A 20,531-nucleotide genomic window follows, 5' to 3' on the forward strand; every position below is an offset into this window, starting at 1 on the left:
GCGGAGCACCGGTCAGCGGGCCGCCCAGCTCACCGTCTTCGTCTGGAGATACTCGTCGAGTCCGAACTCGCCCCATTCCCGGCCGAGTCCGCTCTGCTTGTAACCGCCGAACGCGGCCCGCGGGTTCACGCCCGCGCTCCCGCCGTTGATCGTGACACCACCGGTGCGGAGCCGGGTCGCCATCTCGTACGCGGCCACGGTGTCGGCGCTCCAGACGGCGCCCCCGAGACCGTACTGGCTGTCGTTGGCGACGCGTACCGCCTCCTCGTCGGTGCGGAACGGGATGACGACACCGACCGGTCCGAAGAACTCCGTCCGGGCGACGGTCATCGCGTTGTCCACGGCGGCGAAGAGCGTCGGCTCCATGAAGTAGCCCCTGTCGAGGCCGGCCGGGCGTTTGCCGCCGCAGACGATGCGCGCGCCCTCCTCCTCGCCGACCCGGATCAGCTTCTCGACCTTGGCGCGCTGGGCCTCGCTGATGAGCGGCCCCATCGTGGTGGCCGCGTCGGCGGGGTCGCCCACCCTGACCCCGGCGAGGGCCTCGCTCAGCCGGTCGACCAACTCGTCATGGACGGACTCGTGCACGAGCGTGCGGGTCAGCAGTGAACAGCCCTGTCCCGCATGGGTGGTGATGCCGGCCAGCGCGGAGCGGACGGCGCCGTCGATATCGCCGTCGGCGCGCACGATGTTCGCCGACTTGCCGCCGAGCTCCAGGACGACCTTCTTCATGGAGGCGGCGGCCTGGGTGTACACCATGCGGCCCACCGTGTCCGACCCGGTGAAGCTGACGAGGTCCACCATCGGGTGCGTGGTCAGCTCGCGGCCGGCCTCGACGTCGCCGGTCACGATGTTCAGCACCCCCGGCGGCAGCCCGGCCGCGTCGGCGAAGTCGCCAAGGAGCAGCGAGTCGAGGGGAGTCTGGGGCGCCGGCTTCAGGACGACGGTGCAGCCCGCGGCGAGTGCCGGGATCACCTTCATCATGCTGAGGAAGAACGGGAAGTTGTACGCCGAGATCAACGCGCACACCCCGAACGCCTCGCGGCGCAGCACCCCTTGGAAGATGCCGATGCCCGGCGAGATCGTCGGATCCATCGGACGCTCCCACGCGAAGCCGGGAATCACCCGCTCCGCCATGTCCCGCAGATGCGCCACCGGCACCCGGGTCTGCAGACTCTCCGCGAGCGCGCGCACCGAACCCGCCTCGGCCATGTTGACCGCGACGAGTTCGGGCAGTCGTCGCTCCAACTCCTCGGCCATGCGCAGCAGTACGGCGCCCCGCTCGGCGGGCCGCATCCGTGGCCACGGCCCCTCGTCGAAGGCCCGCCGCGCCGCCTCGACCGCCCGCCGTACATCCGCGAGCGACGAGTCCGGTACCTCGGCGACCGTCTCCTCCGTAGCCGGATTGCGTACGACGATCCGCGCGTCCGACGTGCCGTCGGTGTGCCGTCCGTCGATGTAGAGCCGGGAAGAGAACGAGTACGTCGTCGTCATGAGCCGTCTCCTCATCAGGTGTGTCCCATGTTGAGTGTACTGAATTAGCGAGGGCGGGCCAGGAGTGTGCCATGTTTATTGACTAGACCGGTCGGTACAGCTAACTTCGCAGATATCTGGGGGTCGGCCTTCTGGCTACGAACGACGGAGTTCGAAGAGAGGTACCGCCTGTGTTCAAGGAATTTGTCGTGTCCGGCGATTCGCACATCATCGAGCCGGTCGATCTGTTCAAGACCCGCCTGCCCAAGGAACTCCGCGAGCGCGCCCTCTGGGAAGAGGAGTTCACCCTCGACGAGCCGATCGTGCCGGGCGGCCACACGGAGTTCAAGAAGCTCCACACCATCGGGTTCGACGGCTGGACCATCTCCAAGTACCGCCAGACCGGCGGGGAGACCCCGGACGGCGATCCCGACCACATCATCCGGGACATGAACTTCGACGGCGTGGACGCCTCGGTCATGTTCCCCAACCTCTCGCTGTTCGTCCTGTTCACCGACGACCACGAGCTGTCGATGGCCCACGCGCGCGTGTGGAACGACTACCTCGTCGAGCGGTACCTCCCCTACAAGGACCGGCTGCGCCCCACAGCCGCGATCCCGATCACGGACGTCCCCGCGGCCGTGGCGGAGATCGAGCGGATCGCGAGGCTGGGACTCGGCGCGATCCTCCTCCCGGAGATCCCGCCGCTGCCGTACTACGCGCGGGAGTACGACCCGATCTGGGCCGCCGCCCAGGCGCACGGCCTGCCGGTCTTCATCCACGTGGCCACCGGTGGTGTGAAGGTCAAGGAGCAGATCTCCGGGACGGCACAGACCGTCCGGGGCCTGATGACGTCCATGAACATGGGCAAGGGGAATCTGACCGACGACATGGTGGCGGGCCGGACCATGGGCTTCGCGGCCGGCGCCGGTGTGGCGGGTCCGCAGGGCATCATCGCCAGCCTGGTCGGCGGCGGGGTGTGCGAGCGCTTCCCCGACCTGCACTTCAACCTGATCGAGTACACCGCCGGCTGGCTGGTCTCCTTCATGGGCTACATGGACAAGGCATGGAAGACGGGCACCGGCCAGGACCCCGACTGGTGGCTGGGCTTCTGGGACGACAACCGTGCGCCGACCGAACAGCCCTCCATGGGAAGGCTGTTCGCGATCAACGACAAGTGGCCCTACCCGCTCAAGCCCACCGAGTACGTCCGGCGCCAGATCCACGTGCAGTTCGCGGACGACCCCACGGCGGTCAAGGCCCGCCACATCACCGGTCTGTCGACGGTCATGTGGGGCAATGACTACCCGCACGCGGAGGGCACCTTCCGCAGCAGCGCCGAGTGCATCGCCGAGAACTTCGAGGGCGTGAACGACGAGGACCGTGCGGCCATCCTGGGCGGCACCCTGGCCGACGTCGTGCACTTCGACAAGAGCAGGAAACTCGCCCCGGTCACCGAGAGCGCCTGACCATCGGAACGGCGTTTCAGGGCACTGAAACGCGACGGCAGCGGCGGGCGGCCCGAGGGTGCCGCCCGCCGCTGCTTCTCTCACGGCGTGGGCACTTCGCCGATCAGGGCGAGCGCGGCCCGGGCGTACGCGGCCCGGCGCCGATGGCTCACCAGGAAACTCGGCGGTGCGAAATAGCCGACGTCACGAGGCAGCGAACCGGCGCGACGGGCGAGCATGCCCTTCGCGTCGGCCGTCGTCCCGCACACGGCGATCCCGGTCAGCATCTCGTCGGTGACGGCGGCGGCCATCGCGTCGGTGTCACCGGTGCGGAACGCCTTGCGGAGCTGCGCCACCGGGCCCTCCCAGCCGTGGTGGGCGACGAACGGGTCGTACGTCTTCACCGTCAGATAGAAGGCGATCATGCGCCGGGCGTCGGCCACGGCGCGTTCGGGAGCGGAGTCGTCGACCGCCGTGATGACCCAGCCGTGCTCCAGGGGCGGCTCGGTACGGCCCGCGGCGACCGTGCCGCGCTCCACCGACGGTCGTACGACGTCGTTCCACCAGGAGTGGGTGAACAGCCCGTGCCCGATGACACCGTCGGCGACCCGGCCCGCCGTCGCGGCCATCCGCGTGTTGAACGCGGCGAGCAGGACGGGAATGTCGAGCCGGCCGAGCACGGGCGCGCGGACGTCGGCGTCGATCGAGTAGAACTCGCCGTCGTAGTGGACCTTCTCGCCGTTCTCCGCGTGCAGCCAGGCGCGGACGGCGCCGACGGTCTCCGCGATCCGGTCCACCGCGCGGTCGGCGGGTACGTCGAGCCAGTCGCGGTTGATGCGGAACGCGGCGCTGCCCAGGCCCAGGAAGAGCCGTCCCGGTGCCTGGGCGTGGAGTTGGCGCAGCGCGGTGGCGTGCGCGTACGGGGTGCGGGCGAAGGCGTAGGCGATGGCGGGCCCCGCGAGGGCGCGCTCGGAGTTCGCGACGATCTCGGCGAGGGTGAGGTAGGCGTCATGGTCGACGAACTCGCCGGCGCAGAAGGCACCCGCACCGGCCTCCTCGGCCTCGTGCGCCACCTCACGGCCCGGCCAGGGCATGCCGAATCGCATCAGAGCCAGCCCTCCGTAGAAGCTCGTAAAAAAGGATACTGTTTTAGGGAGGGTAGGGGAGTGTCAGCGGAGTGTCCACCGTCCCCGGGGTACCGCCGAGCGGTCCACCTCCGCCTTTCCGATCGGGTTGCCGATCTGGGTGTACGACAGCCCGGTGCGCAGGGCCTGCGTGCGGGTCGAGTCCAGGGACTCCCAGATCGCGCGCACCGTGCCCTGGATCGCGGCCGGCGGTTTGGCGGCGATGATGCGCGCGATCTCGTCCGCCCGGTCCCAGAGTCGATCGCCCGGCAACACCTCGCTGACCAGGCCGATTTGAAGGGCGCGCGCCGCCGACAGGCGTTCGTCCAGGCCGAGCAGCGCGATCCGCAGGGTCTCGCCGAGCGGGATGCGACGGGCCAGCCCGATCGGTTCGAGCGCGGCGGTGAGTCCGTAGCTGACATGCGGGTCGAAGAAGGTCGCGTCGTCCGAACAGATCAGGATGTCGGCCTCGTTGAGCCAGTAGAACGCGCCTCCGGCGGTCATCCCGTGCACCGCGCAGACCAGGGGTTTCCACACCTGGTTCAGCTTCGGCGACAGGAACTCCCCGGGGTCGGTCTGCGACCAGACGTTGGGGTGCCGGTCGATCCCTTCCTTCACGTCCATGCCGGTGCTGAACGCGCGCTCGCCCGAGCCGCGCAACACCATGACGTGCACGTTGTCGTCGGTCCTGACCCGGTCCCAGATCGCGGAGAAGTCGTCCAGCATCTGCTGGTTGAAGCTGTTCATGGCCTGCGGTCGGTTCAGCGTGATCGTGGCGACATGGTCGGTCACCTCGAACAGGACGGTCTTGAGATCCATCCGGCGACTCCGTTCGTCGACTCGGTTCGTCAGCTCGGTCTGTTCACCCGGTTCGTCATCTCGACGTGATCGAGGTAAGTAGTATACTTTTTTCTGGTCTTTGAGCGCCCGGAACGGAAACAAGATCCGCGGAGGAACCTGCGATGAGGCCACGAGTGGGACAGATGCTCGCCAGCACGGTGGACACCACGGCGGTGATCGTCGTCCGCTGCCCCGACAGCGAGGTGGACGTCACCTGCGGCGGCGCCCCCATGACCGAGGGCACCGCACCGGGTGCCGGCACCGGCACCGCCGACCCGGACCGGATGGGCGGGTCCCTGCTCGGCAAGCGCTACGCAGACGAGGACCTCGGCCTCGAACTCCTCTGCACCAAACAGGGACCGGGCACCCTCGCGGTGAACGGCGTCCCCCTGCCGGTGAAGAGCGCCAAGCCGCTCCCGGCCTCGGACTGAGAAAGCGGGTGGTGCGCCGATGAACGTGTCGATGATCCTGGACATGGCCGCCGAGGGCTTCGGCGACCGGGTCGTGATCGGCCGCGCACAGGACGGGCTCACCCCCGTACGACTGCGCGAACTCGCGGCCGGTGGGGCCGAGTTGGTCCACACGGCCGGCGCCGACGCGATCGTGTACCTGGCCACGAACGGACCCGCCTTCGCCGTCGCCCAGTTCGCCGCGGCCCACGCCGGGGTCCCGCTCGTGCCGGTCAACTACCGCCTGGGCGAAGAGCAGTTGGACGCGCTCCTCGCGAACCACCCGCACGCCCTGGCCATCGCCGCCCCCGGCCAGGACGCGGCACCGCGCCGGGCCGGGCTGCAGGTCCGCAGCCCGGCCGAGTGGCTCACGGAGGCCGCCGCGCACACCGATGCCGCCACCGAACCGGCACCGGCGCCCGACACCCCCGCCGTACTGATCTACACCAGCGGAACCACCTCGGCTCCGAAAGGTGTGCTCCTGCGCCACCACAACCTGGTGTCGTATGTGCTCGGCACAGTGGAGTTCGCCGCGGCGGACCCCACCGAAGCCGCGCTGATGAGTGTGCCGCCGTACCACATAGCCGCCGTCTCCAATGTGCTGACGAACCTCTACGCCGGGCGCCGCACCCTCACCCTCGACCAGTTCACCCCGGAGAGCTGGCTCGGCCTGGTCAGGGAGCAGCGGATCACGCACGCGATGGTCGTGCCGACGATGCTCGCCCGGATCATGGACACGGCAGGACTGGACCGTTCCGTGCCCTCGATGCGCTCGCTCGCCTACGGCGGTGCCAGGATGCCGGTGCGCGTGATCGAGACGGCGCTGCGCACCTGGCCGGCGGTGGACTTCGTCAACGCCTATGGCCTGACGGAGACTTCGTCCACCGTCTCGGTGCTGGGCCCGGCCGAGCACCGGGCGGCGATCGCGAGCGACGACCCCGCGATACGGGCCCGGCTCGGCTCGGCCGGACTGCCGGTACCGGGCATCGAGATCGAGGTCCGTGACGTCACCGGAGAGCCGCTCGGCGCGGGGGAGACCGGGCAGATCTGGGTGCGCGGCGAACAGGTCTCGGGGGAGTACGCCGGGCAGGGCTCCGCGGTCGACGAGCGCGGCTTCTTCCACACCCGCGACCGGGGCCGCCTCGACGCCGACGGCTACCTCCACATCGAGGGCAGGGCCGACGACACGATCATCCGCGGCGCGGAGAACATCGCGCCGGCCGAGATAGAGGATGTTCTGCTGCGGCACCCGGACGTGCTCGACGCCGTCGTGGTCGGCGTCCCCGACGAGGAGTGGGGCCAGCGCATCGAGGCCGTCGTCGTACGCCGTGACGGGGCGGAGGTCGACGCCGGGGCACTGCGCGCGGCCGTACGCGGCACCCTGCGCGGTTCGAAGACCCCGGACCGCATCACGTACTGGACCGAACTCCCGCGCACGGTGACCGGCAAACTGGTGCGCCGCGACATCGTGGCGGCACTGACCGCACCCGAGCACGGGACGAAGGGGCAGCCATGAGCGTCGCCACCAACAGCCCTGCGCTGCTACGGGAGTTGACCGACCGCACGGCAGCCGTCGTCGGCGGCTGGACGCCCGGCGCCACCGTCGACGGCGTCGAACCCCTCACCGGCGGCACTTCGAGCCTGACGTACGTCGCCGCCCTGTCGGGTGTCCCGGCCGGGTACGAACGTGTCGTCCTCAAGGTGGCACCGCCCGGCCTGCCCCCGGTCCGCAACCGGGACGTGCTGCGCCAGGCACGCCTCATGTCGGCGCTGGCCGGACAGCCGGGTGTACGCGTACCGACGGTGCTGTTCTGCGACGCGGGCGCGCCCCCGGCCGTCCAGCCCTTCGTGGCCATGGAGTTGGTGCCGGGGGAGTGCGTCGAACCGGTGCTGCTGCCGCGCGGCACACTCGCCGAGGGGGAGGTGCGGAGGCGTGCCCTGGACGCGGCTCGCATGCTGGCCGCCCTGCATCGGGTGACGCCCGCGCGTACGGCGCTCGCGGCCGAGCCCGTGGTGACGCTCACCGGGGAGATCGACCGGTGGACCCGGGCGTTCGCCACCGTCTCCGACGATCTGCGCACCGGCCACGAGGTGGTCGCGGAGCGGCTGCGCGCGACCGTGCCCGCCGCGATGACACCGGTGTTCACCCACGGCGACTACCGGCTCGGCAACACCTTGTGCGCGGACGGCTCGGTCACGGCGATCATCGACTGGGAGATCTGGTCGCTCGGCGATCCCCGTGTCGACATGACGTGGCTGACCTTCTTCACCGACGAGGCCCGCCACCCGGCCGCCGTGTCGGACGAGCCCACCGGCATGCCCGGCAAGGCCGAACTGGTCGACGCCTACGAGGAGTTGCGCGGCGAACGGCTGCGGGACCTGCCGTGGTTCGAGGCGCTCACCAAGTACAAGGAGTCCGCGGCGACCGCGCTGTTGATCAAACGGGGCCGTAAATCAGGGCAGTTGAACGCCATGCATCAGCGGATGCTGCCCGCGCTGCCGGTGCTGCTTGACGAGGCGATGGAGCTGCTGGGAACGGCCTGAAGCTGGTGGATGCCCAGATCGAGGGCCGCTTCGAGATGGGTGACCGAACCGGTGGACATCATGATCAGGACGCCGCCCTGGATACCGGCCAGCAGGGCGGCCGCGGCGCGGTCGGCGTCGAGGCCGGCGGGGATCTCGCGCTGGTCCTGCATGGCCCGGATACCGACGGCGATCTTGCCCTGCCACGAGGCGACGAGCTGTCTGGTGACGGCCTGCGCGCCGGGCGTGGCCGGGGTGAGCTGGGACATGAGCGCGTTGAGCGGGCACTGCTGCCCCTGCCGGCGATAGCGGTCGACGACCGTGTCCCGCCAGTCGTGCCAGGCCCGCCACGAGGTGAGCGCGCTGAGGTGGGGCTGCTGGTCGGACAGGACGCGGTCCGCCTCGTGCTGGGCCACGGCGAGCAGGAGCTCCTCCTTGCCGCCGGGGAAGTAGTGGAAGAGCTGGCTCTTGCTGGTGGCCGTACGGGCGCGGATGTCGTCCAGGGTCGTCTCCGTCACGCCGCGTGCGCGGAGCTCCGACGCGGCTCCTTCGACGATGCGCTGCCTGGTGGCCGCGCCCTTGGGTGTCAGTCGTGGTGCCATGCCACCATCCTGCCACTTTCTGGACTTGCGGGTCCATTTTCTGAGTGGCAACTTTGCCGTTCCCAGCCGGTCGGATCAGCTTCCGGCGGTCGGATTCGGAGAGGCACAGCATCATGACCAAGCGACTTGCCGGGCGGAAAGCCCTGGTCACCGGTTCCACCAACGGTATCGGCGTCGCCATCGCGGTGGCCCTGGCCGCCGAGGGAGCGTTCGTCGTCGTCAGCGGACGTGACGAGCGTCGCGGCGCCGAGGTGGTGGCCCGCATCGAGAAGGACGGCGGTGCGGCGGCCTTCGTGAAGGCGGATCTGTCCGCGGGCGCCGAGGTGATCGACCGCTTCGCCACCGACGCGCTCACCGCGGCCGGCGGGCGGATCGACGTGCTCGTCAACAACGCGGCGCTGCTGCTCACGCCCACCCCCACCGCCGAGGTCGCGCAGGAGACCATCGACGAGGCGCTGGCCGTGAGCGTGCGGTCGGTGTTCCTGCTCACCGGCCTGCTGGTGCCGCCCATGGCCGAGCGCGGCCAGGGTGCCGTGGTCAACCTCGGCTCCATCGCCGGCCTGCGGGGCAGCGCGCACTCTGCGCTCTACAACATGACCAAGGCGGCAGTGCACTCGCTCACCACCTCGTGGGCCGCCGAGTACGGGCCGCACGGCGTCCGGGTCAACACCGTCGCTCCCGGCCCCACCTTGACCGAGAAGGTGGTGTCGATGGAGGAGCGACTGGACCCGATCATCGCGCGCATGCCCTCCGGCCGTGCCGGCACCCCGGCCGAGGTGGCCTCCGCCGTCGTGTTCCTCGCGAGCGACGAGGCGTCCCAGATCCACGGCGCCACCCTCACCGTCGACGGCGGATTCACGGCGGTGTAGGACCACGCGGTCGACGGTCAGTACAGCCCGCCGTCCACCCGGATCAGCGCTCCCGTCGTATAGCTCGACGCGTCGCTCGCGAGATACAGCGCGGTACTGACGATCTCCTCGGGCTGTCCCGGACGCCCGATGGCACTGCGCGTCGTCTGCCGCTTCTCCTCGGCCCAGGACTTGGAGATGTCGGTGAGGAACGGCCCGGCCGAGATCGTGTTGACCCGCACCGTCGGGCCGTACTCCAGGGCGAAGACCGTGGTCAGGGCGTTGAGCGCGGCCTTGGCGCCGGCGTACGGCCCGAAGCGGGGCTGGGGCATCAGCGCGCCGGACGACGAGACGTTGATGATCGAGCCCCCGTCGCCCGAGTCGGCCATCCGCTGCCCGACCAACGAGGCGAGCCGGAACGGGCCTTTGAAGTTGACGCCGATCACCTTGTCGAACAACTCCTCGCTGGTCTCGGCCGAGGAGGGGGCGAGCGGTGACATGCCGGCGTTGTTGACGAGGACGTCGACCTTCCCGAACTCCTCGTAGGCGGCGTCGGCGAGCCGGGCCAGGTCGTCCCAGTGGCCGACGTGCGCGGCGACCGGCAGGGCCCGGCGACCCAGGGCCCGCACTTCGTCCGCCACGGCCTCGCACGCGTCGAGTTTGCGGCTGGCGATCACGATGTCGGCGCCCGCGGTGGCGAAGGCGCGCACCATCGCGAGCCCCAGGCCCCGGCTGCCGCCGGTGACGAGCGCGACCTTGCCGGAGAGGTCGAACAGGTCGGCCGGAGCAAGGGACTTGGTGTCGCGCTCGCCGCTCATCCGTCGACCCGGCCGGTGAGGCTGTCGTCCTCGATGACGTGGGCGTACCGCTTGCGGGCGGCCTCCAGCTTCGGCGGTATGTGCTCGCTGGGGAACAGACCCTCGGCCGGACGGCGGTTCTTCAGGAGCTGCTTGGCGATCGTGGTGCGGTGCACCTCGGTGGGGCCGTCGGCGAGCGCGAGGTTCGGCGCGGCCATCCACCATTTGGCGAGCGGGAGTTCGTTGGTGGTGCCGAGCGAGCCGTGCAGATGCAGGGCGCGCTGGATCACGTCGTGCAGCACCTTCGCCGTCTGCACCTTGCACATCGCGATCTGGGTGCGGGCCGCGCCGTGCGGCTGGGTGTCGATGATCCAGGCGGTGTGCAGCACCAGCAGCCGGAACTGCTGCAACTCCACCCAGGAGTCCGCGATGAACTGCTGCACCGCCTGCTTCTCGGCGAGAAGAGTGCCCTGAGTACGCCGGGACACCGCACGCTCGCACATCATGTCGAAGGCGCGCGTGCACTTGCCGACCGTGCGCATCGCGTGATGCACCCGGCCCCCGCCGAGCCGGGCCTGGGCGACCTTGAAGCCCTCGCCGGGGCCGCCGAGCATGGCGTCGAGCGGGACCCGCACCTGGTCGTAGCGGATGTAGGCGTGGATGCCCTCGTCGAGGGAGTCGCGCTCGTCCATCGTGCCGACGTTGCGCTTGATCTCGATGCCGGGTGTCTCGGCCGGGACGATGAACATCGACATCCGGGCGTGCGGCGCGGCCTCGGGGTCGGTGACGGCCATGACGATGAGGAAGGCCGCGTACCGGGCGTTGGAGGAGAACCACTTCTCCCCGTCGATCACCCACTCGTCCCCGTCGCGCCGCGCCCGGCACACGAACTCCTTGGGATCGGCTCCCGCCTGCGGTTCCGTCATCGAGAAGGTGGAGACGATGTCCCCGTCGAGCAGGGGCTGGAGGTAGCGCGCCTTCTGTTCCCCGGTGCCGAACATGGCGAGGATCTCGGCGTTGCCGGTGTCCGGGGCCGCGGTGCCGAAGACGGTCGGGGCCCAGTAGGAGCGGCCGAGGATCTCGTTGAGGTAGGCGAGCTTCACCTGGCCGTAGCCCGCTCCGCCGAGTTCGGCACCGAGATGGCAGGCCCACAGGCCCTGGGCCCGGACCTGTTCCTGGAGCGGCCTGAGGATCGCGCGTGCCTTCTCGTTGCGCGTGTCGTACGGGTCGCCGCCGTGCGGGAACAAGAGGTCGAGCGGCTCGACCTCCTCCCGGACGAAGGCCGCCGCCCAGTCCAGCTTGACCTGGAACTCGGGTTCGATCGAGAAGTCCAGCATCGGCCCTCCGGAAGGTGCGGGTCGGTCGGTGACAGCAAAACAGTATACTTTTTAGCGAGGTTCGGTCCATACTCGGAGTGCGTGACGGCAGATGAGTATGAGGAGTTGGTCGATGCGCAGGCCGATGGAGGGCGTACGCGTTCTCGAAGTAGCCCAGTTCACCTTCGTCCCGGCGGCAGGGGCCGTGCTAGCCGACTGGGGCGCCGATGTGATCAAGATCGAACACGCCGAACGCGGCGACGGGCAGAGGGGGTTGGTCAGAGTCCTCGGCTACGACGCCACCAGCAAGGGGTCGTCGTTCTTCCCGATCGTCGAGGGACCCAACCGGGGCAAACGCAGTGTCGGCCTCGCCCTGGAGAAGCCGTCGGCCCGCAAGGCGTTCGAGGAACTGGTCCGCCGCAGCGACGTGTTCCTCACGAACTTCCTGCCCGAGGCCCGCGCCAAGCTGCGCATCGACGTCGAGGACATCCGGGCGATCAACCCGGACATCATCTACGTACGGGGCAGCGGCTTCGGCCCGCGCGGCGACGAGGCCACCAAGGGCGGCTACGACAGCACGGCCTTCTGGGCGCGCGGCGGCAGCGCCGCCGGTGTCACACCGGCGGGCGCGGACCGGATGATCCGGATGCCCGCCGGCGCCTACGGCGACTCGATGGGCGGCATGACGATCGCCGGCGGTATCGCCGCCGCCCTCTACTCCCGCGCGACGACCGGCGAACCCTCCGTGGTCGACGTGTCGTTGCTCGGGGTCGGCGCGTGGGCGACCCAGTTCACGGTCAACATGGCGCTGATGAACGGCGGACCGCTGCCGGTGAACGTCCAGCCCCGGCACGGCTCGCGCACCAACCCGCTCATCGGGGCCTATCTGACCTCGGACGGACGCTGGATCGAACTGTCGATGCTCCAACCCGGCCGGTACTGGGCCGAGTTCTGCAAACTCGCAGGCCGCGGCGAACTCGCCACCGACGAACGCTTCGACAGCACCGAGAAGTTGATGGCCAACGCGGCACAGGCGGCCGGCATCGTCGCCGAACTCGTCGCGTCCCGCCCCTTCGCGGAGTGGGTCGAGATCCTCTCCCGGGGAGAGGGCCAGTGGTCGGCGGTGCAGAACGCCTGGGAGGTCGGCCAGGACCCCTCGCTGCGAGCCAACGGACTCATCGCCCCCGTCGTGGACGCCGACGGCGTGGACCGTGAACTCGTCGCCAGTCCCGTGCAGTTCGACGAGACCCCGGCCGACATCACGCGGGCACCGCAGTTCGCGGAACACACCGACGAGGTCCTGCGCTCACTCGGTCTCTCCGACGAGGAGCTGATCGCGCTGAAGATCGACGGCGCGGCGACATGACCGCCGTGGCAGACCTGACCGCCGTAGGAGATCCGGCCGCCGTGCGCATCCCGAACACCGTACGAGAGGAGCCGTGATGAGCGCGACACTCGAACCCGACGGGACCCACCAGGGCGTCCCCGCCTACTACTTCGACAACCGGCTCGGCGGCCCGGTCCTCAGCCACCAGGAACGCTGGGACGAGATCGCCCGAACCCACTCCGGATTCCGCAGCACCATCGCGCGCGGATACTGGGTCGTCACCCAAGGTGCGGCCGTGCAGGAGGCGTTGCAGGACTGGCGGACCTTCTCCAACCAGTCCGTGACGGCGCTCGATCCGGACCCCAGGTTCCTGTGGATCCCGGAGATGCTCGACCCGCCCCAACACACCGCGTGGCGGCGCCTGTTGGGCAGCGCCTTCTCGCCCAAGACGGTCGCCGCCCGTGAACCGGAGATCCGGGAGGTCGCGTCCGGCCTGATCGACGGGCTGAAGGACAGCGGTTCCGCCGACGTCCTCGACACGTTCGCCCGCCGCTTCCCGACCCTGATCTTCATGCGTCTGATGGGGCTGCCCGAGGAGGATCTCCCGCAGTTCCTCGACTGGATCCACGACCTGCTGCATCTGTCCCACGGCGAAGACCCGCACGGCGAGCGGCAGTTGAGCGCGATGAACGCCGTGTCGGACTACTTCGAGCAGCAGATCGCGCTGCGCCGCGAGGCACCCCGCGACGACCTGCTGTCCCGCGCCATGACCTGGACGATCGACGACGAGCCGATCAGCGACCGGGACATGCACGCGTTCTGCATCCTGCTGTTCCAGGCCGGCTTCGACACGGTCCCGATCTCCATCGGCTGGGCCTTCTACCACTTCGCCACGCATCCGGAACAGCGCAGGGCGATCGTCGACGACCCGTCGCTGATCCCCACGGCGGTCGAGGAGATCCTCCGCGTCTACTCGTTCGTCGTCCCCGCCCGCAAGGCGACACGGGACGTCGAGATCGGCGGCTGCCCGGTCGGCGCGGGGGAGATGGTGATGCTCCCGCTCGCGGTCAGCAACCGCGACCCCGAGCGCTTCGAACGGCCCCTCGAAGTGGACCTGCGGCGCAAGGCCACCAACCACATCGCGTTCGGTTCCGGCCCGCACCGCTGCCTCGGCTCCCACCTCGCCCGCCTCGAACTCAACGTGGCCGTCGAGGAATGGCACCGGCGCATCCCCGACTACGGGATCACCCCCGGCCAGGACCTCGAACAGCACGGCAACATGTACGGCATCAAGCAGCTCCGGCTGGAGTGGTGAGCGACGCCATGACCTCACCGCTCAACCCAACAGACCTGTACCACACGGGAATTGTGGTCCCGGACGTCGAGGCGGGGAAGGCCTGGTTCACCCGGATCGCGGGTCACCGCTGGACCGAGACCCAGGCCTACGACCTCACCGTGCGCCTGGCCGACGGCGAGCGCGTGCTCCCGCTGCGCTTCGCGTACTCGCTGGACGCCCCGCACCTCGAACTCGTGCAGGAGATCCCGGGCACGCCGTGGACCCCGTCCGGGCACCTGGCCACCCATCACCTCGGCTACTTCTGCGACGACCTGCCGACGACCTCCAAACGGCTGGAGGAGGCGGGCTTCCCGCTGGAGGCCTGCGCGATCGTCGACGGCTCCCCGTCGATCTTCGCCTACCACTTCGACCCGCACGGCGTACGCATCGAGATCGTCGACCGCACCCGCATGCCGGCCTTCGACGCCTACCTCCGCTCCAAGGCACCGACGTGGCACTGACGTTCACCGAGGAGCAGGAGGAACTCCGTACGACGCTACGGCGCTTCCTCGCCGACAAGGCGCCGAGCGCGGCCGTACGCCGCGCGATGGACTCCGCCGAAGGCCACGATCCCCGGTTGTGGCGGCAGATGGCCGACCAACTCGGCCTGCACGGCCTCGCGTTGCCGGAGGCGTACGGCGGATCCGGCGGCGGGCCGGTCGAGTTGGGGATCGTACTGGAGGAGATGGGACGGGTGCTGCTGCCGTCGCCGTACTTCGCGACCGTCGCGCTCGCCGGCCAGGCCCTCACGGCCTCCGGCGACGAGGCGGCGCAGGCGCGCTGGCTGCCCGCGATCGCCGACGGCTCGCTGACGGCCACGCTGGCGCTCGCCGAGACGGGCGGCTCATGGGAGTTGGCGGACGTCGAGGCGTCGGCCGCGAACGGGACGGTGTCCGGCACCAAGATGTTCGTCGTCGACGGACACACCGCCGACCTGATCCTCGTAGTGGCCCGTACCGGCACGGGACTTGGGCTCTTCGCCGTCGACGGTGACGCTCCCGGGGTGACCCGCACCCGGCTGGAGACCCTCGACCCGACCCGGCGGCTGGCCCGCGTCGACTTCGACGGCGCGCCCGCACTGCGGGTCGGCCCGGACGGGGACGCCTCGGCGTATCTGCGCACCGTGCTCGACCTCGTGGCCGTGGCGCTCGCGGCCGAACAGGTCGGCGGGGCACAGGCCTGTCTCGACACGGCCGTGGCGTACGCGAAGGTGCGCGTGCAGTTCGGGCGTCCCATCGGCTCCTTCCAGGCGGTCAAGCACAAGTGCGCCGACCTGCTCGTGCGGATCGAGGGTGCCCGGTCGGCGGCCTACCACGCGACGGCCGTGGCCGCCGATTCCCCGCCCGAACTGCCGTTGTCCACCGAGCAGTTGGCGCCCGCCGAACTGCCGGTGTCCGCAGCCCTGGCCGCGGCCTGCTGCGCGGACGCCTTCACCCACGCGGCCAAGGAGAACATCCAGCTCCACGGCGGCATCGGCTACACGTGGGAGCACGACGCGCAGCTCTATCTGAAGCGCGCGAAGTCGTCGGAGCAGTTGTTCGGGGGCCCGGCGACGTACCGGACCCGGTTGGCCGACCTGGTCGGAATCTGAGACCGACGTCCTGTCGAAAGGCTGATCACGTGGGAATTCGCGACCGCCTGTCCCGCCTGCTGGCCGAAGCGCCGGCGGCTGCCGAGGCGATCGAGTACGACCGGAGCTGGTGGACCTGGGGGCAGGTCCAGCGGACCGCGCGGGGACTGGGCGAGGCACTCGACGCGCTGGGCCTGCCCGTCGGCGCCCGCGTCGGGGTCGTCCTGGAGAACCGGCCCGAACACGTCGCCGTGGTCGCCGCCGTGATCGCCTCCGGGCGCTGTCTGGTCATGCTCAGCCCACTCCAGCCCGCCGCCCGGCTCGCCGCCGACCTCGCCCGCTGCACACCGCCCGTCGTCGTGTCCGGAGCCGAAGTCCTCGCCCGCGAGGGCGTGTTGGACGCCGTGACCGCACAGGGCGCCGCCCTTGAGCTGGACACCGACGGGTCGCTACGACCCGCGGGCGGCACGGCACCCGCCGAGGCACCGACCCGCCCGGGCATCGCCGTGGAGATGCTCACCTCCGGCACCACCGGACCCCCGAAACGCGTCCACCTGCGCATCGGCCAACTCGACCAGGCCCTCGTCTCCGGCGGCCAGACCCGGAAGGACGACCGGCTCCTGTCGGAATCGGCGTCCCTCGTGGCCGCACCGCTCGTCCACATCGGCGGCCTGTGGCGGGCGCTGGCCTGCCTCGCCACCGGCCGCCGCATGCTCCTCATGCCGAGATTCGCCGTCGACCCCTGGGTGAGCGCGGTCGAACGCCACCGACTCCGCGCGGCGAGCCTGGTCCCGGCCGCGATACGCGCCGTACTCGACGCGAACGTCCCGAAGGAACGCCTCGCCACCCTCCAGGTCGTCACCTCCGGCACGGCACCCTGCCCGCCGGAACTCGCCGACGCCTTCTTCCGCACGTACGGCATCCCCGTCCTGATGACCTATGGCGCAACGGAGTTCGCCGGGGCCGTCGCCGGCTGGACCCTCGCGCTGCACGACCACTGGTGGCAGCGCAAGGCCGGCAGCGCCGGACGCGCCTTCGCGGGCGTGGAGTTGAGGGTGACCGGCGACGACGGCGGCGAACTGCCGGTCGGCCGGACCGGTCGGCTCGAAGTGCGGACCGAGCAGAGCACCCACGGCGGCCGGACCTGGGTGAAGACCAGCGATCTGGCCCGGATCGACGCCGACCGGTTCGTGTGGATCGAGGGCCGCGCCGACGACGCCATCATCCGCGGCGGCTTCAAAGTGCAGCCGGAGACCGTCAAACGGATCCTGGAGACCCACCCGGCCGTACGCGAGGCCGCCGTCGCCGGACTGCCGGACCCACGGCTCGGTGAAGTACCGGTCGCGGCAGTCGAGTCGGAGCCGGGGCGGCCCGTACCGGACGCGGCCGAACTCACCGCCCTGTGCCGTACCCACCTCATGCCGTACGAGGTGCCCGCCCACATCGTCGTCGTCGACGAACTGCCCCGCACCCCGTCGAGCAAGGTGAGCCGCGTCGAACTGCTCGACCTCGTACGGGCCCGGCTCGCCGAGCACACCAAGGCATGAGTGTCCCGAAGCGTCACAAGGAGTAACCGCGGTGTCCAGCAAGGAGGTTGACCGGTGAGCGATACCGAGGAGAAGGCCGCCGAGCGGTTCGGCGTGCTGACGGACGAGGCGGTCGAACGCTCCCGGCGCCGGCTCGGCGTCCCCCAGCCGCAGCGCAACCCGCCGCACAACTACGAGGTCACCTGGGACGGTTCACGCCACTTCGCCTACGGCTACGGCGACGCCAACCCGCTCTACTGCGACCCCGAGTACGCGGCGAAGACCCGCTGGGGCTCGCTCGTCGCACCGCCGACCTTCCTCTACACGATGGGCGAGGACGCGGCCCCGACCCCGGACCCCGAGACGAAGGCCCTGCTCAAGGGGGACCCCTTCGCCGGTCTCGGTTCCTACCAGGCGGTGATGGAGTTCGAGTGGTGGCGACCCCTTCAACTGGGCGACCGCTGCCGGGTGTTGCAGACCCAGGTCGGGGTTCAGCTCAAGCAGAGCAGTTTCGGCGGGCGTACCGCACATGTCGTCCGCGACTACCTCTACGCCAACGGACGCGGCGAGATGCACGCCCTGCGCCGCGGCACCTGGATCAACGCCGAACGGCACACCTCGAAGAAGCGGGCCAAGGAGGCGCTGGAACAGCAGCCGTACTCGGCCGAGCAACTCGCCGAGATCGACGCGGCGTACGCGGCCGAGACCCGGCGCGGCGCCGAACCCCGCCACTGGGAGGACGTCGAGATCGGCGAGGAACTGCAACCCCGCGTGAAGGGCCCGCTGACCACCACGGACGTGGTCGTCTGGCACCTCGGCTGGGGCATGCAGCTCACCCCGCCCGGCGCCTTCGGGATCGCGGCGGCCGTACGGCGCAAGGCCCCCGGCCTCTATCCGCCCAACCGCCTGGGCGTCCCGGACACCGTGCAACGCCTGCACTGGGAGCCCGAACGGGCCCGGGAACTCGGCCTGCCGGGCCCCTACGACTACGGCGGTATGCGCGAGACCTGGCTCTGCCATCTCCTCACCGACTGGATCGGCGACGACGGCTGGCTGTGGAAACTCCGCTGCGAACACCGCAAGTTCAACTACCACGGCGACACCACCTGGGTGCGCGGCAGGGTCGTCGACAAGCAGCAGGTGGACGGGCGGAACGAGGTGCACATCGAGGTGCGCTGCGAGAACCAGCGCGGCGAAGTCACCACACCCGGCACGGCAGTTGTGCTCCTGCCGACCAGGGAGCGGGCCGTCGAACTTCCCTTGCCGCCCGCCCCGGACCTGGACGGCATGGTCGCCCACGAACTTGAGCGGTTCGCGGTCAAGTGAACGGCAATCGAGAACGAGAATTCAGGAGGCAGGATGTCGGACGAGGTGCTGGTGGAGCGCCGAGGAGCGGTCCAGGTCATCACGATCAACCGTCCCGCGGTGAAGAACGCGCTCGACGCGGGGGTGGCCGCCGGAGTCGCCGCCGCCGTGGACGAGCTGGACGAGTCGGACGAGCTGCGGGTCGGCGTGCTCACCGGGGCGGGCGGCACGTTCTCGGCGGGCATGGACCTCAAGGCCTGGCTGCACGGCGAGAGTCCCGCGATCGAAGGCCGCGGACTGTGCGGGATCACGATCACCCCGCCGCGCAAGCCACTGATCGCCGCGGTCGAGGGCTGGGCGCTGGCCGGCGGCTTCGAGCTGCTGCTCGCCTGCGATCTCGTCGTGGCGTCCCGCACGGCGCGGGTCGGGGTGCCTGAGGTGAAGCGGTCCCTGGTCGCCCGGGCCGGCGCGGCACTGCGACTACCCCAACGAGTCCCGTACGCCATCGCGTTGGAACTGCTGCTGACCGGCGAACCCATCACCGCCGAACGCGCGGCCGAGGTCGGACTGGTCAACCGGCTCACCGACGAGGGCGGCGCGCTCGCCGGCGCGCTGGAACTCGCCACGACCATCGCGGCGAACGGCCCCCTCGCCGTCGCCGCCACCAAGCAGATCGCGCAGTCCGCCGCCGACTGGACGCTGGAGGAGGGCTGGACCCGGCAGGCCGAGATCGCGTCGCCGGTGTTCTCGTCCGAGGACGCGCGGGAAGGGGCCGCCGCCTTCGCCGAGAAGCGGCCGCCGGTCTGGAAGGGACGCTGACAGCGTCGTAGAACCGTCGGGATCCTCAAGTCAGGCTGCACGGGAGGGTGTTGTGACCACAGGACCGCTGTCCGGCTGCCGCGTCGTCGAGTTGGGTGGCATCGGACCGGGCCCGTTCGCCGGCATGCTGCTCGCCGATCTCGGCGCGGAGGTCGTCCGGGTGGATCGCCGAGAGCGGGCGGACGAACCCGACGCGGGCGGCCCCGGGGATGTGCTCAACCGAGGGAAGCGCTCGGTCGTACTCGACCTGAAACACCCGGCCGGACCCGCCGCCCTCCTCCAACTCGCGGGGCGCGCCGACGTGTTGATCGAGGGCTTCCGCCCCGGCGTCACCGAACGCCTGGGCATCGGACCGCACGAGTGCCTCGCCCGCAACCCCCGGCTTGTCTACGGCCGGATGACCGGCTGGGGCCAGACCGGCCCCCTCGCGGCGGCCGCCGGACACGACCTCACCTACATCGCCCTCACCGGCGCACTCGGCGCGATCGGAGACGCGGCAGGCCCCCCGCAGATACCGCTGAACCTCGTCGGCGACTTCGGGGGCGGCGGCTGCTACCTCGTGATCGGGGTACTGGCCGCCCTGCATGCCGTAGGACGCACGGGAGTCGGCCAGGTCGTGGACGCGGCGATCGTCGACGGGACCGCACACCTCCTCGCGAGCACCTTCGGCAAACTCGGGCGCGGGGTGTGGACCGACGAGCGGGGCGTCAACCAACTGGACGGCGGCTGGCCCTTCTACGCCGTCTACGAGACCAAGGACGGGCGGCATGTGGCGGTCGGCGCGCTGGAGGCCAAGTTCTACGGGCGTCTGATCGAGCTGCTGAAGCTCGACGTCGATCCCGACCTCCAGCACGACCGGTCGACCTGGCCGGAACTGCGCCGCCGCCTGACGGAACGCTTCGCGGAACACACCCGCGACGAATGGGCGGCCGTGTTCGAGGGCACCGACGCCTGCGTCGCACCCGTCCTCGGCCTCACCGAGGCGGCAGCACACCCCCAACTGGCCGCGCGCGGCAGCCTGTTCACCCGCGACGGCGTCGTCCAGCCCGCCGCGGCTCCCCGTTTCTCGGCGACACCCTCGAGCCCCGGCCCGGCGGCACCACCCGTGGGCGCCGACACCCGCGCCGTGTTCCGGGACTGGGAGATCGCCGGCGCCGGCGCACTCCTCGACAGCGGCGCCGCCGTCCAGTTCCCCACTGATTCCCGCTGAACCCTTGAGCCACCGAGAGGA

General features: G+C 70.4%; 19 protein-coding genes. 13 read left to right on the plus strand and 6 right to left on the minus strand.

All coding sequences use genetic code 11. The features are described 5' to 3' along the window. Positions 1 to 12: 12 nt before the first annotated feature. Positions 13 to 1,491, minus strand: a complete 1,479-nt coding sequence (locus tag OG223_RS48965) for an aldehyde dehydrogenase family protein (RefSeq protein WP_329263822.1) — start codon at positions 1,489 to 1,491, stop codon at positions 13 to 15. Positions 1,492 to 1,679: 188 nt separating this feature from the next. Here OG223_RS48965 and OG223_RS48970 point away from each other — a divergent pair, with 188 nt between their 5' ends. Next, on the plus strand, positions 1,680 to 2,939 hold the full coding sequence (locus tag OG223_RS48970; protein ID WP_329263824.1) for an amidohydrolase family protein: 1,260 nt from the start codon (positions 1,680 to 1,682) through the stop codon (positions 2,937 to 2,939). An 80-nt stretch (positions 2,940 to 3,019) separates the two neighbouring features. On the opposite strand, the gene OG223_RS48975 is transcribed toward OG223_RS48970, so the two are convergent. Together OG223_RS48975 and OG223_RS48980 are read right to left on the minus strand one after the other, a co-directional pair. Next, positions 3,020 to 4,024 (minus strand): LLM class flavin-dependent oxidoreductase, encoded by a 1,005-nt coding sequence (locus OG223_RS48975; protein ID WP_329263825.1) that lies wholly within the window; start codon positions 4,022 to 4,024, stop codon positions 3,020 to 3,022. Between the two features lie 63 nt (positions 4,025 to 4,087). Continuing rightward, complete coding sequence (locus OG223_RS48980) at positions 4,088 to 4,861, minus strand: enoyl-CoA hydratase/isomerase family protein (protein WP_329263827.1); 774 nt, start codon at positions 4,859 to 4,861, stop codon at positions 4,088 to 4,090. Positions 4,862 to 5,004: 143 nt separating this feature from the next. Between OG223_RS48980 and OG223_RS48985 the strand changes: the two genes are divergently transcribed. From OG223_RS48985 to OG223_RS48995, 3 genes are read left to right on the plus strand one after another with little or no spacing between them, the layout of a single operon-like run. Beyond that, the gene (locus OG223_RS48985; RefSeq protein WP_329263829.1) at positions 5,005 to 5,313 is read left to right on the plus strand and encodes a hypothetical protein; all 309 of its coding nucleotides are present in this window, start codon (positions 5,005 to 5,007) and stop codon (positions 5,311 to 5,313) included. Positions 5,314 to 5,332: 19 nt separating this feature from the next. After that, positions 5,333 to 6,847, plus strand: a complete 1,515-nt coding sequence (locus tag OG223_RS48990; RefSeq protein WP_329263831.1) for a class I adenylate-forming enzyme family protein — start codon at positions 5,333 to 5,335, stop codon at positions 6,845 to 6,847. After that, positions 6,844 to 7,875, plus strand: coding sequence for a phosphotransferase family protein (locus OG223_RS48995; RefSeq protein WP_329263833.1), 1,032 nt, complete (start codon positions 6,844 to 6,846; stop codon positions 7,873 to 7,875). Before OG223_RS48990 ends, OG223_RS48995 begins: the two co-directional genes overlap by 4 nt. Here the strand turns inward: OG223_RS48995 and OG223_RS49000 are convergent. Then, positions 7,809 to 8,456 carry a TetR/AcrR family transcriptional regulator gene (locus OG223_RS49000; protein ID WP_329263834.1) on the minus strand — a complete coding sequence of 216 codons (648 nt, stop codon included), beginning with the start codon at positions 8,454 to 8,456 and terminating at the stop codon, positions 7,809 to 7,811. The two genes, OG223_RS48995 and OG223_RS49000, sit on opposite strands and share 67 nt — an antisense overlap. Positions 8,457 to 8,569: 113 nt before the next feature. Between OG223_RS49000 and OG223_RS49005 the strand changes: the two genes are divergently transcribed. After that, on the plus strand, positions 8,570 to 9,325 hold the full coding sequence (locus OG223_RS49005) for an SDR family NAD(P)-dependent oxidoreductase (protein ID WP_329263836.1): 756 nt from the start codon (positions 8,570 to 8,572) through the stop codon (positions 9,323 to 9,325). A 17-nt stretch (positions 9,326 to 9,342) separates the two neighbouring features. Here the strand turns inward: OG223_RS49005 and OG223_RS49010 are convergent, their stop codons facing one another. Together OG223_RS49010 and OG223_RS49015 are read right to left on the minus strand one after the other, a co-directional pair. Continuing rightward, positions 9,343 to 10,122, minus strand: a complete 780-nt coding sequence (locus OG223_RS49010) for an SDR family NAD(P)-dependent oxidoreductase (protein WP_329263837.1) — start codon at positions 10,120 to 10,122, stop codon at positions 9,343 to 9,345. After that, entirely contained in the window at positions 10,119 to 11,438 is a 1,320-nt protein-coding gene (locus OG223_RS49015) for an acyl-CoA dehydrogenase family protein (RefSeq protein ID WP_329263838.1), read from the minus strand. Before OG223_RS49015 ends, OG223_RS49010 begins: the two co-directional genes overlap by 4 nt. A gap of 112 nt (positions 11,439 to 11,550) precedes the next feature. Between OG223_RS49015 and OG223_RS49020 the strand changes: the two genes are divergently transcribed. The 8 genes from OG223_RS49020 to OG223_RS49055 all read left to right on the plus strand — a co-directional run bounded on the left by OG223_RS49020 (position 11,551) and on the right by OG223_RS49055 (position 20,510). Continuing rightward, positions 11,551 to 12,783, plus strand: a complete 1,233-nt coding sequence (locus OG223_RS49020) for a CaiB/BaiF CoA transferase family protein (protein ID WP_329263840.1) — start codon at positions 11,551 to 11,553, stop codon at positions 12,781 to 12,783. 76 nt (positions 12,784 to 12,859) lie between these two features. Then, entirely contained in the window at positions 12,860 to 14,059 is a 1,200-nt protein-coding gene (locus OG223_RS49025) for a cytochrome P450 (protein ID WP_329263841.1), read from the plus strand. Between the two features lie 8 nt (positions 14,060 to 14,067). Then, positions 14,068 to 14,541, plus strand: coding sequence for a VOC family protein (locus tag OG223_RS49030; protein ID WP_329263842.1), 474 nt, complete (start codon positions 14,068 to 14,070; stop codon positions 14,539 to 14,541). Next, positions 14,532 to 15,671, plus strand: a complete 1,140-nt coding sequence (locus OG223_RS49035; RefSeq protein ID WP_329263844.1) for an acyl-CoA dehydrogenase family protein — start codon at positions 14,532 to 14,534, stop codon at positions 15,669 to 15,671. The genes OG223_RS49030 and OG223_RS49035 overlap by 10 nt, the downstream gene beginning before the upstream one ends. 29 nt (positions 15,672 to 15,700) lie before the next feature. Further along, positions 15,701 to 17,197: a class I adenylate-forming enzyme family protein gene (locus tag OG223_RS49040; protein WP_329263846.1), complete on the plus strand. Its 1,497-nt coding sequence runs from the start codon at positions 15,701 to 15,703 to the stop codon at positions 17,195 to 17,197. A gap of 54 nt (positions 17,198 to 17,251) precedes the next feature. Continuing rightward, on the plus strand, positions 17,252 to 18,502 hold the full coding sequence (locus tag OG223_RS49045) for an FAS1-like dehydratase domain-containing protein (protein WP_329263847.1): 1,251 nt from the start codon (positions 17,252 to 17,254) through the stop codon (positions 18,500 to 18,502). Between the two features lie 33 nt (positions 18,503 to 18,535). Further along, the gene (locus OG223_RS49050) at positions 18,536 to 19,300 is read left to right on the plus strand and encodes a crotonase/enoyl-CoA hydratase family protein (protein WP_329263849.1); all 765 of its coding nucleotides are present in this window, start codon (positions 18,536 to 18,538) and stop codon (positions 19,298 to 19,300) included. 52 nt (positions 19,301 to 19,352) lie between these two features. Continuing rightward, positions 19,353 to 20,510 carry a CaiB/BaiF CoA transferase family protein gene (locus tag OG223_RS49055; RefSeq protein ID WP_329263851.1) on the plus strand — a complete coding sequence of 386 codons (1,158 nt, stop codon included), beginning with the start codon at positions 19,353 to 19,355 and terminating at the stop codon, positions 20,508 to 20,510. Positions 20,511 to 20,531: the final 21 nt, after the last annotated feature.

It is taken from the genome of Streptomyces sp. NBC_01478 (assembly GCF_036227225.1).
Taxonomy (GTDB): Bacteria; Actinomycetota; Actinomycetes; order Streptomycetales; family Streptomycetaceae; genus Streptomyces.

Excerpts from the sequence above, each read along its gene's own strand:
- OG223_RS48965 (WP_329263822.1), bottom strand. The coding sequence starts at position 1,491 with ATGACGACGACGTACTCGTTCTCTTCCCGGCTCTACATCGACGGACGG.
- OG223_RS48975 (WP_329263825.1), bottom strand. The coding sequence starts at position 4,024 with ATGCGATTCGGCATGCCCTGGCCGGGCCGTGAGGTGGCGCACGAGGCC.
- OG223_RS48980 (WP_329263827.1), bottom strand. The coding sequence starts at position 4,861 with ATGGATCTCAAGACCGTCCTGTTCGAGGTGACCGACCATGTCGCCACG.
- OG223_RS48985 (WP_329263829.1), top strand. The coding sequence starts at position 5,005 with ATGAGGCCACGAGTGGGACAGATGCTCGCCAGCACGGTGGACACCACG.
- OG223_RS48990 (WP_329263831.1), top strand. The coding sequence starts at position 5,333 with ATGAACGTGTCGATGATCCTGGACATGGCCGCCGAGGGCTTCGGCGAC.
- OG223_RS48995 (WP_329263833.1), top strand. The coding sequence starts at position 6,844 with ATGAGCGTCGCCACCAACAGCCCTGCGCTGCTACGGGAGTTGACCGAC.
- OG223_RS49000 (WP_329263834.1), bottom strand. The coding sequence starts at position 8,456 with ATGGCACCACGACTGACACCCAAGGGCGCGGCCACCAGGCAGCGCATC.
- OG223_RS49005 (WP_329263836.1), top strand. The coding sequence starts at position 8,570 with ATGACCAAGCGACTTGCCGGGCGGAAAGCCCTGGTCACCGGTTCCACC.
- OG223_RS49010 (WP_329263837.1), bottom strand. The coding sequence starts at position 10,122 with ATGAGCGGCGAGCGCGACACCAAGTCCCTTGCTCCGGCCGACCTGTTC.
- OG223_RS49015 (WP_329263838.1), bottom strand. The coding sequence starts at position 11,438 with ATGCTGGACTTCTCGATCGAACCCGAGTTCCAGGTCAAGCTGGACTGG.
- OG223_RS49020 (WP_329263840.1), top strand. The coding sequence starts at position 11,551 with ATGCGCAGGCCGATGGAGGGCGTACGCGTTCTCGAAGTAGCCCAGTTC.
- OG223_RS49025 (WP_329263841.1), top strand. The coding sequence starts at position 12,860 with ATGAGCGCGACACTCGAACCCGACGGGACCCACCAGGGCGTCCCCGCC.
- OG223_RS49030 (WP_329263842.1), top strand. The coding sequence starts at position 14,068 with ATGACCTCACCGCTCAACCCAACAGACCTGTACCACACGGGAATTGTG.
- OG223_RS49050 (WP_329263849.1), top strand. The coding sequence starts at position 18,536 with ATGTCGGACGAGGTGCTGGTGGAGCGCCGAGGAGCGGTCCAGGTCATC.